Below are 16058 nucleotides of genomic sequence, written 5' to 3'. Positions count from 1 at the left end.
CCGTACACCTGCTGGCCGGTGCCGTTGAAGCCCAGCGCCGTGCCGGCGCCGGCGATCGCGCCGGGGGTCTGGCGCAGCGCCGGGGCGTTCAGCTGGACGCCGCCGGTGTTGCCGCCGTTCGAGGAGTCCGCGACGTACGGGCCGACCGTGTCGTCGTAGCGCCAGTAGAGGTCGGCGCCGTCCGCGCGGACCTGGTCCGGGTAGCCGAGCGCCGAGCTCGGGACCGTCACCGAGGTCTCGGGCGACAGGGCGCTGGTGTTGCCCGCGGCGTCGGTCGCGGTCACCCGGTAGCTGTAGGACTGGCCGGCCCTGACCGCGGTGTCGGTCCAGGAGGCCTGGCGGCGCTGCCACTCCAGGGATTCCGCGGTGAGGGTGGCGACCGGGGTCGCGGAACCGTCGCGGTAGATCCGGTAGGTCAGCTTGCCGTCGTCCGCGTCGTAGCTGGTGCGCCAGCGGACCTGGACCTCGCCGGGCCTGACGCTGGAGACGCTGGAGAGCGGGGTGGTCGGGACGCCGACGTCGCCGGTGGAGGCGAAGCGGGTCAGGGCCTGCTGGGGCCTGCCGTTGATGGCGGTGAACTCGCCGCCGACCCACAGGTAGTCGGTGGTGCCCTTGCGGGCCACGGCCATCGTGCGCGGGCCGATCCGCTCTCCGGTCCCGTCGTTGGCGGTCGGGTGCCAGCCGAGCTTGCGCGGGGCGCGGACGAATCCGTCCACGGCCGCGGGGGCGTCGATGCCGTCGGCTCCCCATTCGGTGAGCTGCGCCAGCAGGAAGTGCCGCTTGCCTTCGGGGAACTGGCCCTCGGCGGCGCAGTCGTGGGTGTGCGAGGAGCTGTAGAGGACTCCGTCGTACGGCAGGACGAACTGGGTCGCGCCGAGGCAGCGGTCGCGCCACTTCTCGGAGAAGTCCTCGCGCAGGCCGATGCGGCCGTCGAAGACGCCGCCGCCCGAGCCCTCGTTGCCCACGTAGTAGCCGGTCCCGTCGGCCGCGATGTCCTTGACGACCGAGGTGGCCGGGATGGTGTCGAAGGTCTTGGTGACGGCGCCGGTGGTGGCGTTCACGACGGCCAGGGCGTGGCTCGCGGAGCCGTTGACGGTGAAGAAGTCGCCGCCCAGCAGGACGTTCCTGCCGTCGTTGGCCACCTCGACGGCGCGGCCGGGTTCGTCGGCGTCGGCGACGAAGGGCTTCAGCGCGCCGGAGCCGGCGTCGACGGCGGCGAAGTACCGGCGGGGCTTGCCCTCGACGGCCGTGAAGTCCCCGGCCGCGTACAGGGTGTCGTCGGTGACGGCGAGCGCGCGCACGGTCGCCGGGAACCTCGGGTGGAACGAGGCCTTGGGGGTGCAGGTCTCGATGTCGACGGCGGCGACACCGGAGACCGGGGTGCCGTTGACGGCGCCGAAGCGGCCGGCGGCGTACAGGGTCTGCTCGTCCTTCGAGACGGTGAGGGCGCGCACGGTCGCGGTGCCCTCGTCGATGGTGAAGGAGAGCTTGCAGGAGCTCGGGGCGCCCGTCGCCGCGTCGAGCGCGACGAAGTTCACGGCTTCCCGTTCGGCGCCCGCGGCTCCGTCGGGCGGGCGGACGGCCGAGAAGGTGCCGCCCGCGAAGACCGTCCCGCCGGTCTGGGCCATGGCCCAGACGATGCCGTTCGGCTGCCAGGTCGGCAGCTCGTCGGCGGTGAAGGCCACCGGCTGCGTGATGGCCGACGCCTCGGGCATCAGCACCAGGCCCAGCCCCGTACCGACACCGGCCAGTGCCAGGACGAGGGCGGCTGTCAGCCCTCTGGATCTACGCATGAGCCCCCCAGGGCCACGGCCCGGTTCTGAATGGCTGGAAGTGTCCGAACAGCCATATGTACGGGCGCGGACGGCACATCGTTAGGCGAAATATAAGGCCTATCGATCGATGCGAACGCGCACGCCCGCCAGCTCGTTCTCGACCTGGCGCATATCCGACTCGACCATGACCCTGGCCAATTCGGCCACCAGGACGGTCGGTTTCCAGCCGAGCAATTCATGGGCCTTGGAGGCGTCGCCGATCAGGGCGTCGACCTCGCTGGGACGCTCGTACTTGGGGTCGTAGCGCACGTGCTCGTTCCAGTCGAGGCCGGCGTGGGCGAAGGAGGCCTCGACGAACTCGCGGACGGTCGCGGCGACACCGGTGGCCACGACGTAGTCGGTGGGCTCGTCCTGCTGGAGCATCCGCCACATGGCGTCCACGTACTCGGGGGCGTAGCCCCAGTCGCGGACCGCGTCGAGGTTGCCGAGGTAGAGCTTCTCCTGCAGCCCCGCCCTGATCCGGGCGACCGCGCGGGTGATCTTGCGGGTCACGAAGGTCTCGCCGCGGCGCGGGGACTCGTGGTTGAAGAGGATCCCGTTGGCGGTGAACATCCCGTACGCCTCGCGGTAGTTCACCGTCGTCCAGTACGCGAACGCCTTCGCGGCGCCGTACGGGCTGCGCGGGTGGAACGGGGTGCGCTCGTTCTGCGGCGGCGGGGTGGCGCCGAACATCTCGGAGGAGGAGGCCTGGTAGAAGCGGGTCTCGACGCCGCTGGCCCGGATCGCTTCCAGCAGCCGCAGCACCCCGAGGCCGGTCACGTCGCCCGTGTACAGCGGGGCGTCGAAGGAGACGCGCACGTGCGACTGGGCGCCGAGGTTGTACACCTCGTCGGGGCGTATCCCGCGGAGCAGGTTCACCAGGGCCACGCCGTCGGAGAGGTCCGCGTGGTGCAGCACGAAGGACCGGTTGACCGTCTGCGGGTCCTGGTAGATGTGGTCGATGCGCTCGGTGTTGAAGCTGGAGGACCGCCGCACGAGCCCGTGCACCGTGTAGCCCTTGGACAGCAGCAACTCGGCGAGGTACGAGCCGTCCTGCCCGGTGACCCCGGTGATCAGTGCGGTCTTGCCCATGGGAATCCCCCCTGGGGATCGAGTGGACGGTTACCGTACACGGCCCGTCCGCGGCGGACTCCACCGCGTCCGCGGAGGGCGGGCTGGCATCATCGCCGCATGACGAGCCCGCCGTTCCTGCCCCCGGACGCCCGCGTCTTCGTCGCCGGCCACCGGGGTCTCGTGGGGTCCGCGATCGTCCGCCGGCTCACCGCCGAGGGGTACGAGGTGCTCACCCGCGGCCGCGCCGGCCTCGACCTGCGCGATGCCGCGGCGACCGAGGCGTACCTGCGGGAGGTCCGGCCCGACGCCGTGGTCCTGGCCGCCGCCAAGGTCGGCGGGATCATGGCCAACAGCGCCCGTCCCGTGCAGTTCCTGGAGGAGAACCTCAGGATCCAGCTGAGCGTCGTCGCGGGCTCGTATGCGGCCGGGGCGGGCCGACTGCTGTTCCTCGGCTCCTCCTGCATCTACCCCCGGCTCGCCCCGCAGCCGATCCGCGAGGACTCCCTGCTGACCGGCCCGCTGGAGCCCACGAACGAGGCGTACGCCCTGGCGAAGATCGCGGGCATCGTCCAGGTCCAGTCGTACCGCAAGCAGTACGGGGCCTCGTACATCTCCGCCATGCCGACGAACCTCTACGGGCCGGGCGACACCTTCGACCCGGAGTCCTCGCACGTCCTGCCGGCCCTCCTGCGCCGCTTCCACGAGGCCGTCGCCGAGGGGCGCGACGAGGTCACGCTGTGGGGATCGGGCACGCCCCGCCGGGAGTTCCTGCACGTCGACGACCTGGCCGCGGCCTGTGTCCTGCTGCTGCGCGCGTACGACGGCGCCGAGCCGGTCAACATCGGCTGCGGCGAGGACCTCACGATCGGGGCCCTCGCCGAAACGGTCGCCGAGGTGACCGGCTTCCGCGGCAGGCTCGCCTGGGACACCTCCAAGCCGGACGGCGCGCCCCGCAAGCTGCTGGACGTGAGCCGCATGCTCGCGCTGGGCTGGAAACCCACCGTCCCGCTGCGGGAGGGCATCGCCGCCACGTACGCGTGGTGGCGCGAGCAGGGCGACGCACGGAGCCGGCACCGCTAGCGGTGCCGGTCCCGGGGGCGGGCCTCAGTACGCTCCGCGCCCGTCCACCACGGCACGGATCGTGCGGCCCATGACGTCGACGTCACTGGTGAAGGACCAGTTGTCGACGTACTGCAGGTCGAGCTGGATCGTCTCGTCCCAGGAGAGGTCCGAGCGGCCGCTGATCTGCCACAGGCCGGTCATTCCCGGGCGCACCGTGAGCCGGCGCAGTTCGACCTCGTCGTACTTCGCCACCTCCTCCGGCAGCGGCGGCCGCGGGCCGACCAGGGACATGTCCCCGGCCACCACGTTGATCAGCTGCGGCAGTTCGTCCATGGAGGTGCGCCGCAGCAGCCGGCCCACCCGGGTGACGCGCGGGTCGCGGCGCATCTTGAACATCAGGCCGTCGTTCTCGTTGGACCCGGAGAGCTCCGCCTTCAGCACGTCCGCGTCGAGGACCATCGTGCGGAACTTCCACATGACGAACGGGATCCCGTCGCGGCCGATGCGCCGCTGCCGGTAGAAGGCAGGACCGCGCGAGCCGAAGCGGATCGCCAGCACCAGCGCCAGGAACACCGGTGCCAGCAGCACCAGTCCGAGCCCCGCGGCCGACCGGTCCAGTACCGACTTCAGCAGGGTCTGCACCCCCCGGCCGACCGGCGGCGCCACCCGCAGCATGGCCAGGCCGCCCGCGGACAGCGTCTCCAGCCGTTTGACGGAGACCTCCACCAGGCCCGGGAAGACCGCCAGTTCCAGTCCGGCGTCGTGCAGGGCCCAGGCGATCCGGCGCAGCCGCTCCCCCGCGAGCCGCGCCCCCGGGGCCACGAGCACCAGGTCGGCGCGGTGGGCGGCGACGGCGCCGAGCACGGCGGCGGAGTCCCCGTTCGGGGCCTGCGCCATCGCGGAGCCGAGCCGCGCGGCCACGGGCACCCCGCTGTCGAGGCCGCCGGGACCGACCGGGACGACGCCGACGACGACGTACGGGTGGTCGGTGCGCGCGGCCAGGTGTCCGATGACGGACTCGGCGGAATCGGGCTCGCCGACGACCAGCACCCGGCTCACGGCCTGGGCCTCGCGCCGGGCGGCGGAGAGGTGACGGTAGGTCAGTTTGTGGCAGGCGATGGTGACGAGCAGTGCGGGCAGCAGGGCGCCGAGGGCGGACAGCCGGGGGGTCTCCTCACCGGTGACCACGCGGGCCACTGCGAGCACACCGATCAGAATCAGCCAGTCGTGTACGACGGGCAGAACTCCCCGGGATTCCCCGAGGACTCGGGCCGCGTAGCGCCGGCGCAGCAGTTGCACACCGCTCCAGGCTAAGGCCGCACCGAGGGCGCAGTAGCCGGGCCTGACCTGGTGTGCGGCCTCGAAGACCAGGCCGACGGGCACGCCCGCACCGATGAGGTCCGCGATGACGGCGGCGGGCAGGTACCACCGCGCCTTGTCTCCGAGCCCTCGAACCGGATGCGCCGATTCCAGCGCCCTCCTGGCCACTCTTTGCACAGGAATATGGACATGCCTCATGGGCCCCCCTGGCACGTGGTCTATGACGTTGCGCCGTGTCCGCGGCTTCCCCAGGCAGTGGACTTCCGACGCACCGGGAAACAGTACGACAAACACCCGTACGGTAAACGGCGTTTGCGGGAACCGGGCGTCTTATTGCCCAAGCGTTAGATGGCGGTACTGCGCATTCCGGATTTTGGCCCGCTCCCTTCCCACGCCAAGGTGAATGTTCCGGATACCGGATACGTCTCTTCGGACAACGGACCGTTTCCAGCCAACCTTTTGACGCGGCCCTGACATCACGGCGCGCAGGTGGCACTCTTCGACCGTTCTTCGCACCAGCCTTGTCTGCCCGGAGGCCCACCCAGCCATCCGGAACCCCCCTTGCAGAAGGAGTCTGCGTTGAGTCCCACCCCCCAGCGGCGCGCCACCACGGCCGGCGCGCTTGTTGCCGCGGCTGCTCTCCTCGCCGTAGGCATCCAGACCGGTACCGCCACCGCAGACGCCACCGCGTCTCAGGCCGGCTCGGTCGCCCAGGCCAACCCGGGCGCGGCCAACCGCGCACTCAGCGCTTCGGAGCGTGCGACGCTCCTCGCCGAGGCGAACTCCACCACCGCGCAGGCGGCCAAGGCCCTCGGCCTCGGCGGCGCGGAGAAGCTGATAGTCCGCGAAGTCGTCAAGGACGTGGACGGCACCACCCACACCATGTACGAGCGGACCTACGACGGCATACCGGTGCTCGGCGGTGACCTGACCGTCCACGCCAAGGACGGCGTCACCAAGAGCGTCACCAAGGCCACCAACCACGACGTCAAGGTCGCGGACACCACGGCCTCCGTCACCCCGGCCGCGGCCGAGGGCCAGGCGGTCTCCGCCGCCAACGCCGAGGGAGCCAAGGACGCCAAGGCCTCCAAGGGCGCCCGCAAGGTGATCTGGGCCGCCCAGGGCGTTCCGGTCCTCGCCTTCGAGACCGTCGTCGGGGGCCTCCAGCACGACGGCACCCCGAGCGAACTGCACGTGGTCACCAACGCCAAGACCGGCGCGAAGATCACCGAGTGGCAGGCCATCGAGACCGGCATCGGCAACACGATGTACACCGGTCAGGTCACGCTGGGCACCTCGCAGTCGGGCAGCAACTTCACGCTGAACGACGCCGGTCGCGGCGGCCACAAGACCTACGACCTCAACGGGGGCACGGGCAGCGGCACGGGCACCCTCTTCACCGGCCCGGACGACACCTGGGGCAACGGCCTTCCCTCGAACCGGGAGACGGCCGGCGCCGACGCGCACTACGGCGCCCAGCTGACGTGGGACTACTACAAGAACGTGCACGGCCGCAACGGCCTGCGCAACGACGGAGTGGCCCCGTACAGCCGGGTCCACTACGGCAACGCGTACGTCAACGCGTTCTGGAGCGACTCCTGCTTCTGCATGACCTACGGCGACGGGACGAGCAACACCCACCCGCTGACCTCGATCGACGTGGCCGCGCACGAGATGACGCACGGTCTGACCTCGGTCACCGGCAACATGACCTACTCCGGTGAGCCCGGCGGCCTCAACGAGGCGACCTCCGACATCATGGCGGCGGCCGTCGAGTTCAACGCCAACAACGCCAACGACGTCGGCGACTACCTGGTCGGCGAGAAGATCGACATCCGTGGCAACGGCACCCCGCTGCGCTACATGGACAAGCCGAGCAAGGACGGCTCCTCGAAGGACGCCTGGTACTCCGGCCTCGGCGGGATCGACGTCCACTACTCCTCGGGTCCGGCCAACCACTGGTACTACCTGGCCTCCGAGGGCTCCGGCGCCAAGGTCGTCAACGGCGTGAGCTACGACTCGCCGACCTCCGACGGGCTCCCGGTCACCGCGATCGGCCGCGACGCCGCGTCCAAGATCTGGTTCCGCGCCCTGACCACCGGTCTGTTCCGGTCGAACACCGACTACGCGGCCGCCCGCGTGGCCACCCTGCAGGCCGCCGCCGACCTGTACGGCGCCGGTTCGGCCACGTACAACAACGCCGCCAACGCCTGGGCCGCCATCAACGTCGGTCCCCGCGTCGTCGTCGGTGTCTCGGTCACCAACCCCGGTAACCAGAACACCGTCACGGGCAGCGCCGTCAGCCTCCAGATCCAGGCCACCAGCACCAACGCCGGTGCGCTGAGCTACGCGGCGACCGGCCTGCCGGCCGGGCTGTCGATCAACTCCTCCACCGGCCTGATCACGGGTACGGCCTCCACGGCGGGCACGTCCAACGTGACCGTCACGGTGACCGACTCGGCGAACCAGACCGGCACGGCGGCGTTCACCTGGACGGTCGGCACCCAGCAGCAGACCGTCTTCGAGAACACCACGGACTACGCGATCAACGACAACGCCACTGTCGACTCGCCGATCACCGTGAACCGCACGGGCAACGCCCCGAGCACCCTCAAGGTGGATGTCAACATCCTCCACACCTACATCGGTGACCTGAAGGTCGACCTGGTCGCCCCCGACGGCACCCTCTACAACCTGCACAACCGCTCCGGCGGCAGTGCGGACAACATCATCAAGTCCTACACGGTCAACGCCTCCTCCGAGGTGGCCCAGGGCGTGTGGAAGCTGCGTGTCAACGACAACGCGAACATCGACACCGGCAAGATCGACAGCTGGAAGCTCACCTTCTGATCCCCACGAGGGAGCAGGTGAGCCAGAGCTGAACCGCTAGATCACGGGGCCGCCCGGGAGCAGACCTCCCCGGGCGGCCCTGTTCCATTGGCCCCCGGCCGCCAGGGTCCACCTCCCCCCGGGGCCGGGACCTTCGGCGCCTTCCGGCGGGCCGCGCCGGCGTCATAGTGGAAAACAGCGAACCTACGGCACCGTAGGTTCGGGTGATCCCGAGGACGTGACCCATGCCGCAGCCCCCCACGACCGCCCCCGCCACCCCCCACCCCTGGCTGATCCAGGGCGGGATGGGCGTCGGAGTCTCCGGCTGGCGGCTCGCGAAGGCCGTCTCCGGCGAGGGCCAGTTGGGCGTGGTCTCCGGAACGGCACTGGACGTCGTACTGGCCCGCGTACTGCAGACCGGCGACCCCGGCGGCCACGCCCGCAGGGCCCTGGCCGCCTTCCCGCTCCCCGAGCTCGCCCAGACCGCGATCGACCTGTACTTCCGGCCGGACGGCCTCGCGGACGGCGCGGCGATGCGCACCACTCCGCGGCTGCGCGCGACGGGCGGATCCCAGGCCGAAATCCTCACCGTCCTCGGCAACTTCGCCGAGGTCTGGCTCGCCAAGGAGGGACACGACGGTGTCATTGGCATCAACTACCTGGAGAAGATCCAGCTCGCCACCGCCCCCGCGATGTTCGGCGCGATCCTGGCAGGCGTCGACTACGTGCTCGTGGGCGCGGGAGTCCCCGGTCAGATCCCTGCCCTCGCCTCGCGGCTGGCGCGCTACGAACGCTGCGTGAACAGGATCCACGTCGAGGGCGACGAGGAGCCCCTGGAGCACCTCTTCGACCCCCGGGCGCTGCTCGCCGGGCACCTGCCCGGCCCGCTGCGCCGCCCCGAGGTGCTGGCCATCGTCTCGCTCCCGGTGCTCGCCACCTACCTGGCCCGGGACGAGGCCACCCGCCCCGACGGCTTCGTGATCGAGACCAGCAAGGCGGGCGGCCACAGCGCCCCGCCGCGCGGTCCGATGAAGCTGGACGAGGCCGGCGAGCCGGTCTACGGCCCCCGCGACAACCCCGATCTCGCCAGGATGGCGGCGCTCGGGCTGCCGTTCTGGCTCGCCGGAGGCCAGGCCGACCCGGGGGCGGTGGCCGCGGCCCTCGCCGAGGGGGCGGCCGGGGTCCAGGTCGGCAGCGCGTTCGCCCTGTGCGAGGAGTCCGGGATGGCCCGGCACCTGCGCGAGGAGCTGCTGGAGCGGGCCCGCACCGGCACCCTCTCGGTCCGCAACGACCCCGAGGCCTCGCCGACCGCGTTCCCCTTCAAGGTGGCCGACCTGCCCGGGACCGTCTCCGAGCCGGAGGTGGCCGCGGCCCGGCGCCGGGTCTGCGACCTCGGGTTCCTGCGCACCCCCGTACGGGGCCCGCGCGGTCTGGTCTACCGGTGCGCGGCCGAGCCGGTGGCCGCGTACGTCCGCAAGGGCGGCGACGCCGCCGACACCAAGGGCCGCCAGTGCCTGTGCAACGGACTGCTGGCCACCATCGGGCTGGCGCAGCGGCGGCCGCACGGCCGGGTGGAGCCCCCGCTGGTGACCATCGGCAAGGACCTGTCGTTCCTGGCGGAACTGGCCCCGAACGCCGAGCCGTACGCGGCTGCGGACGTGGTGCGCTGGCTGTCGGCCGGCGCGGGCCGGCCCGCGGAGGGCTGAGACGCCGGGCGCTGCTCCGTGCGCGCGGCATGCGCAGGGCCCGGCACCCCGAGGGGTGCCGGGCCCTTCCCGCTTCCCGCCGCCGCGGATCAGCCGTTCGAGCGGAAGACCCGGTCGAAGATGTCCTGCGCCCGCTCCTCGATCGGTCCGGCGGCGGCCCGGCCGCCGCTGCGGTCCTCGTCGTCGCGCCAGTCGTCACGGCCGTCGTGGCGTCCGTCGTGCCGGCCGTGGTGGTCCTCGTCCGCCGGCTTGAACAGGACCGAGGCCACCTCCACGTTCCTCGCCCGCTCGCCCGGCTCCAGGACCGCTTCCGCCTCCCCGCCGCAGCTGCGGTCGTGGAAGAGCACCGCGAGGGACTCCGTCTCGTTCCTCACGTCGAACGCCGGCCGGCTCTCGGAGGTGTGCGTCAGCCGGTAGCAGGTGTCGTTGTCGGCCGGGTGGATCTGCGCGCGGCGCTCGTCGTCGTCTTCGTCGGTGAACCGGTAGTGCAGCGTGCCGATGTGCTCGCGGTCGTCGTCGTGGTCGTTGGCGGATGCCAGCCCCGCGGTCGGCAGGACGAGCGCGAGAGCGCCGAGGAGAGCGGTTGCGGTGGTGCGAAGACGCATGGGGAGTCCGTTTCTCGGGTTCCTCGGATGCCGGGTCCGGTGGGCATCCGCGGGCAGCGTAGGAGCGGACGGCCCGGATGAAACGATTCGGCTTGCAGGCACGTTCGAAGGTTCACCCTCCCGGTCTCCCCGCGCCGGGCGCGCCGACGGGCGCCCCTGATCCGCGCGGATCAGGGGCGCCCGTACGGAGTCGGGGCGGCTCAGACGACGGTGGGTTCACCCGCGCGGGACGCGTCGGCCGCGGCGGGCGCGGCGGGCGCCGGGACCGCCGGTGCCTGCCCGGCGGCGGGCCGGCGGACCAGGACCACGAAGATCAGCGCCCCCGCCAGGCCCATCGCGCCCGAGACCCAGAAGGTGTCGCGCAGCCCGCTCACGAAGGCCGCCTCCACCCACCGGGCGGCGTCCGGGGCCGCCGCCAGCACCTTGCCCGCCCCGCCGGCGGCCAGTGCCTCGGCCGTGCCGTGGGGCCGGCCCGAGCCTTCGAGCCCGTCCGCCAGCCCGGCCTGGAAGACCGCGCCGAGCACCGCGATGCCCAGCGCCATGCCCAGCTGCCGCGCGGTGTTCAGGGCGCCGCCGGCCATGCCCGCCCGGGCCGGGGGCACGGCACCCATCGCGGCGGCGGCCAGGGCCGGGGAGATCATGCCCACGCCCACGCCGGTGACCGCCATTCCGGGCACCAGCGCCGTCCAGCCGTCGCCGGTGTCCAGCATCCAGCCCTGGAGCAGCGCACCGGCACCGATGAGGAACAGCCCGCCGCCGATGGTGACCCGGGCCGATACCGCGTGCATCAGCTTGCCGGTCGCGGCGGCCACGAAGAATCCGGCCAGGCTCAGCGGCACCAGTGCCAGACCGGCGCCGACCGGTCCCATGCCCTCGGCGGTCTGCAGCCACAGGGAGACGTACATGAGGTACGCGAAGGCGGAGCCGGACATCAGCAGCGAGGCCACCATGACGGCGGCGAAGACCGGGCCGCGGAAGAGCGAGAGGTCCAGCATCGGGCGGGAGCTGCGCAGTTCGACGAGGACGAAGGCCGCGAAGGCCGCCGCGCCCAGGGCGAACAGGCCGAGGGTGGTCAGGGAGGTCCAGCCGTTCTCGCCGCCGCGGATCAGGGCGTAGGTGACGGCCGCGGCGCCGGTGGTGAAGGTGACGGTGCCGGGCAGGTCGAGGCCCTTGGCGTGCGGGTCGCGGGACTCGGTGACGGCCTTGAGGGTGACGTACACGGCGAGGGCGCACACGGGGAGGTTGATGAAGAAGATCCAGCGCCAGCCGAACTGCTCGGTGAGCAGCCCGCCGACGATCGGGCCGGCCGCGGCGGCGGCCCCGTTGACCGCGCCCCAGACGCCGAAGGCGACGCCCCGGTCGCGGCCCTGGTAGGCGGAGCTGAGCAGGGCCATGGTGGTGGCGAACATCGCGGCGGCGCCGACGCCCTGCACGGCGCGGAAGGCGATCAGCGCGGCCGGGCCCTGGGCCAGGCCGCAGGCGAGCGAGGCGGCGGCGAAGAGGCCGAGCCCGCCGAGGTAGACGCGGCGGCGGCCGATCCGGTCGGCGAGCGAACCGGCACCGAGCAGCAGGGCGGCCAGGGCGAGGGCGTATATGTCCATCACCCACTGCAGCCCGGAGAACCCCGTCCGCATGTCGTCGGCCATGTCGGGCAGGGCGACGGTCACGATCGTGACGTCGATCAGGAGCATGAAGGCCCCGAGACACACCGCCGTCAACGGCAGCCACTTGCGCATGGGAGTTCTCCTCGGATTGCGGGGCGGGGGTGGAGGCAGGGGCAGGATCCCCGCTCGTCCAAGGTCTCAGCGACCACCCCCCGACCCCCACCCAGCAGCCCCCTTCCGCCGGATTTCCGTCATCGGGGAGCCTGCGATGATGGAAACCGTGAACGATACGGAGCTGGACGCGCTCGACCGGGCCCTGGTCCAGGCCCTCACCATCGACGGCCGGGCTCCCTTCAGCCGGCTCGCCGAGGTGCTGGAGGTCTCCGACCAGACCGTCGTACGCCGCTACCGGCGCCTGCGGACCACCGGCCTGGTCCGGGTGGTCGGGCTGCCGCTGGGCAGCCGCGTCGGGCTGTTCGAGTCCTGGCTGCGGGTGCAGTGCGCCCCCGACGCGGCGCTCCCGGTGGCCGAGGCGCTCGCCCGCCGCCCGGACATCGCGTGGGTGAACCTGAACTCGGGCGGCACGGAGGTCCACTGCATGACCAGGGCCCGTACCCGCAAGGACCGGGACACCCTGCTGCTGGAGAAGCTGCCGCGCACCCGCCGGGTGACGGGCATCAGCGCCCACACCATCCTGCGGAAGTTCTTCGGCGGGCCCGACTCCTGGGTGGGCCTGGACGTACTGCGCCCCGACCAGATCGCCGCCCTGGAGCGGCCTCCCGTGGAGCCCGGGCCGGGGGCGGAGCCCCAGGAGGGCGGGTCCGCCCCGTACGCGCTGGACGCGGTGGAGCTCGCGCTGCTCGCGGTGCTGGGCCGGGACGGCCGCGCCGGGTATCCGGAACTGGCGCGCGCCACCGGCCTGTCGGAGTCCACCGCCCGCCGCCGCCTGGAGCGGCTGCGCGATCGCGGGGCGGTCTTCTTCGACGTGGAGTTCGTCCCCTCGCTCTTCGGCTACGAGGCGGAGGCGACGCTGGTGCTGACCGTCCCGCCGAACCGGCTGGCGCAGGTGGGGGCCGCACTGGCGAGCCACCGCGAGGTCGCGTTCGCGGCGGCCGTGACCGGGGCGGCCTCGTTGATGGCGGTGGTGGTGTGCCGGGACACCGACGCGCTCTACACGTACCTGACCGAGCGGATCGGCGCCGTGGACGGCGTGGGCCACGTGGAGGTGATCCCGGCCCTGCGCAGCGTCAAACGGGCAGGGATGCTGGTGGAGGACGGGCGGCTGGTCGACCCGCCGCCCGTCCCCTGAGCCCTACGTCCCCTGAGCCCTACGTCCCTTGAACCCGGCGGCCCCGGAGCCCCTCGGCCCCGGGGCCCGCAGGGCTAGCGCAGGAGTACGCCGCCCCCCGCGTCCGTGTCCACCGGCCCGGCGACCAGGCCCAGTTCGGCCGGGGTCGCCAGCAGCGGATGCGCCGGCAGGATCCGCACGGTGTAGCCGAAGGGCCCCGTACGGTCGAGGGCGAGCGGGCCCTCGTACAGCCAGCGGCCCTCCAGGTCCGGTCCGCCGGCGGGCTTGAGCGGGAAGGTCCGCCCGCCCTGGATCACGTCTTGCGCGTCGACCCGGCCCGCGACGGCCTGGACCTCCACGTCCTCGGGCGCGAGCGCGTCGAGCGAGACCTGTACGCGCAGGGTGAGGGTGGCCCCGAGTTCGGCGGTGCCGCCGACCGGGCCCGCGGTCAGCGCCTCCACGTGCTCGACGGTGAGCTGCGGCCAGGCCGCGCGGACCCGCCCCTTCCACCAGGCGAGGTCCCGTGCCGTCTCCGGGGTCAGGGCGCGGTGGGCGAGCGCGGCCGGAGCGTAGAGCCGCTCCACGTACTCCCGCACCATCCGTCCCGCCAGCACCTTTGGCCCCAGGGAGACGAGGGTGCGCCGGACCATCTCGATCCAGCGCACCGGGAGGGCGCCGCGCCCCGTCCGGTCGTAGAACCGGGGCGCGACCCGGCCCTCGATCAGGTCGTAGAGGGCGTTCGCCTCCAGGTCGTCGCGCCGGTCCTCGTCCGCGCCCAGGCCGTCGGCGGTCGGGATGGCCCAGCCGAAGTCCGGCTCGAACCATTCGTCCCACCAGCCGTCCAGGACGGAGAGGTTGAGGCAGCCGTTGAGGGCCGCCTTCATCCCACTGGTCCCGCAGGCCTCCAGCGGGCGCAGCGGGTTGTTGAGCCAGACGTCGCAGCCCGGGTAGAGCTTCTGCGCCATGGCCATGCCGTAGTCGGGCAGGAAGACGATGCGGTGGCGCACGCGCGGGTCGTCGGCGAACCGCACCAGCTCCTGGACGAGCCGCTTCCCGCCGTCGTCGGCGGGGTGCGCCTTGCCCGCGACCACGATCTGCACCGGCCGGTCCGGGTCCAGCAGCAGGCGGCGCAGCCGATCCGGGTCGCGGAGCATCAGCGTGAGCCGCTTGTAGGAGGGGACGCGGCGGGCGAAGCCGATGGTCAGCACGTCCGGATCGAGGACGGAGTCCACCCAGCCCAGCTCGGCTTCGGCGGCCCCGCGCTGGCGCCACGAGGCGCGCAGGCGGTCCCGTACCTCTTGGACGAGCTGCTCCCTGAGCACCCGGCGCAGGTCCCAGACGTCCTGGTCGGGGATTTCGGCGACGGCGTCCCAGCGCTGCGAGCCGCCGACGGACAGGGCGTCCTCGGTGCGCCCGGCGCCGATCTGCCGGGCCCCGAGCGCCACCACCTCGGGTGCCACCCAGGTCGGCGCGTGCACCCCGTTCGTGACGGAGGTGATGGGTACGTCGGCGGGGTCGAATCCCGGCCACAGCCCGGCGAACATCTCCCGGCTGACGGCGCCGTGCAGGGTGGAGACCCCGTTCGCGCGCTGGGCGAGGCGCAGCCCCATGACCGCCATGTTGAACACCCCGGGGTCGCCGCCGGGGTAGGTCTCGGCGCCGAGGGCCAGGATGCGGTCGACGGGTACGCCGGCCAGCTCGCCGCCCTCGCCGAAGTGGCGGGCGACCAGGGCGCGGTCGAAGCGGTCGATGCCGGCGGGGACGGGCGTGTGGGTGGTGAAGACGGTCCCGGCCCGGACGGCTTCGACGGCGGCGTCGAAGCCGAGCCCCCGCTGTCCTTCCAGTTCTCTTATGCGCTCGAGTCCCAGGAACCCGGCGTGTCCCTCGTTGGTGTGGAACACCTCGGGGTCGGGATGACCGGTGATCCGGCAGTAGGTGCGGACGGCCCGCACGCCGCCGATGCCCAGGAGCATCTCCTGGAGCAGCCGGTGGTCGCTGCCGCCCCCGTAGAGCCGGTCGGTCACCTCGCGGGCGGCGGCGTCGTTGTCCTCGACGTCGGAGTCGAGGAGCAGCAGCGGCACCCGGCCGACGCGGGCCTGCCAGACGTGGGCGTGCAGGGCGCGGCCGCCGGGCAGGCTCAGGGAGACCCGGGCCGGTGACCCGTCCTCCTCGCGCACGAGCGAGACGGGCAGTTCGTTGGGGTCCAGGACCGGGTAGTGCTCCTGCTGCCAGCCGTCCCGGGACAGGGACTGGCGGAAGTAGCCGTGGCGGTAGAGCAGTCCGACCCCGATGAGCGGAACGCCGAGGTCGCTGGCGGCCTTGAGGTGGTCCCCGGCGAGGATCCCGAGCCCGCCGGAGTACTGGGGCAGGGCGGCGGTGATCCCGAACTCGGGCGAGAAGTAGGCGATGCCGGCGGGCAGCTCCGCGGCGGCCTCGTGGCTCTGGTACCACCTCCCGCCGTGGACGTAGTCATCGAGGTCGGCGGCGACGACGGCGAGCCTGCGCAGGAAGCGCCGGTCCGCGGCGAGCTCCGCGATGCGCGCGGCGGAGACGGTGCCGAGCAGCCGGACGGGATCCCCGCCGGCGGCCTGCCAGCCTTCGGGATCGACGGATTGGAAGAGCTCACGGGTCTCTGTATGCCAGGACCAGCGCAGATTTCGCGCCAGGTCGGCGAGTGGCGACAGGGTCTCGGGGAGGACGGGGCGCACGGTGAATCGACGGATAGCCTTCACGCGTTCCACCTTCGCAGGGGATGA

General features: G+C 72.5%; 9 protein-coding genes and 1 pseudogene. 4 read left to right on the top strand and 6 right to left on the bottom strand.

Annotated elements, in window-relative coordinates:
- Positions 1-1793 (bottom strand): annotated as a pseudogene (locus ACWGDE_RS11565) (LamG domain-containing protein); the annotation flags it as partial.
- A 99-nt stretch (positions 1794-1892) separates the two neighbouring features.
- Positions 1893-2906, bottom strand: a complete 1014-nt coding sequence (gmd, locus tag ACWGDE_RS11560; RefSeq protein ID WP_453388770.1) for a GDP-mannose 4,6-dehydratase — start codon at positions 2904-2906, stop codon at positions 1893-1895.
- Positions 2907-3005: 99 nt separating this feature from the next.
- Here gmd and ACWGDE_RS11555 point away from each other — a divergent pair, with 99 nt between their 5' ends.
- Positions 3006-3968, top strand: a complete 963-nt coding sequence (locus ACWGDE_RS11555; RefSeq protein ID WP_453388769.1) for a GDP-L-fucose synthase family protein — start codon at positions 3006-3008, stop codon at positions 3966-3968.
- Positions 3969-3992: 24 nt separating this feature from the next.
- Here ACWGDE_RS11555 and ACWGDE_RS11550 read toward each other — a convergent pair whose 3' ends face one another.
- Complete coding sequence (locus ACWGDE_RS11550; protein WP_453388768.1) at positions 3993-5468, bottom strand: sugar transferase; 1476 nt, start codon at positions 5466-5468, stop codon at positions 3993-3995.
- Between the two features lie 381 nt (positions 5469-5849).
- On the opposite strand from ACWGDE_RS11550, the gene ACWGDE_RS11545 reads away from it, so the two are divergent.
- Positions 5850-8120, top strand: a complete 2271-nt coding sequence (locus tag ACWGDE_RS11545; RefSeq protein ID WP_453388767.1) for a M4 family metallopeptidase — start codon at positions 5850-5852, stop codon at positions 8118-8120.
- Positions 8121-8344: 224 nt separating this feature from the next.
- Complete coding sequence (locus ACWGDE_RS11540; RefSeq protein ID WP_453388766.1) at positions 8345-9805, top strand: nitronate monooxygenase; 1461 nt, start codon at positions 8345-8347, stop codon at positions 9803-9805.
- Positions 9806-9894: 89 nt separating this feature from the next.
- Here ACWGDE_RS11540 and ACWGDE_RS11535 read toward each other — a convergent pair whose 3' ends face one another.
- Complete coding sequence (locus tag ACWGDE_RS11535; RefSeq protein ID WP_453388765.1) at positions 9895-10410, bottom strand: hypothetical protein; 516 nt, start codon at positions 10408-10410, stop codon at positions 9895-9897.
- Between the two features lie 200 nt (positions 10411-10610).
- Complete coding sequence (locus tag ACWGDE_RS11530) at positions 10611-12146, bottom strand: MFS transporter (protein ID WP_453388764.1); 1536 nt, start codon at positions 12144-12146, stop codon at positions 10611-10613.
- Positions 12147-12285: 139 nt separating this feature from the next.
- Between ACWGDE_RS11530 and ACWGDE_RS11525 the strand changes: the two genes are divergently transcribed.
- Entirely contained in the window at positions 12286-13323 is a 1038-nt protein-coding gene (locus ACWGDE_RS11525; RefSeq protein WP_453388771.1) for an Lrp/AsnC family transcriptional regulator, read from the top strand.
- A gap of 74 nt (positions 13324-13397) precedes the next feature.
- Here the strand turns inward: ACWGDE_RS11525 and glgP are convergent, their stop codons facing one another.
- Positions 13398-16034, bottom strand: coding sequence for an alpha-glucan family phosphorylase (gene glgP / locus ACWGDE_RS11520; protein ID WP_453388763.1), 2637 nt, complete (start codon positions 16032-16034; stop codon positions 13398-13400).
- Between the last annotated feature and the right edge of the window lie 24 nt (positions 16035-16058).

Source organism: Streptomyces sp. NPDC054956, from assembly GCF_053609185.1.
Note: the sequence above shows the minus strand (reverse complement) of the source record. Positions and strands in the feature narration are given on the sequence as shown.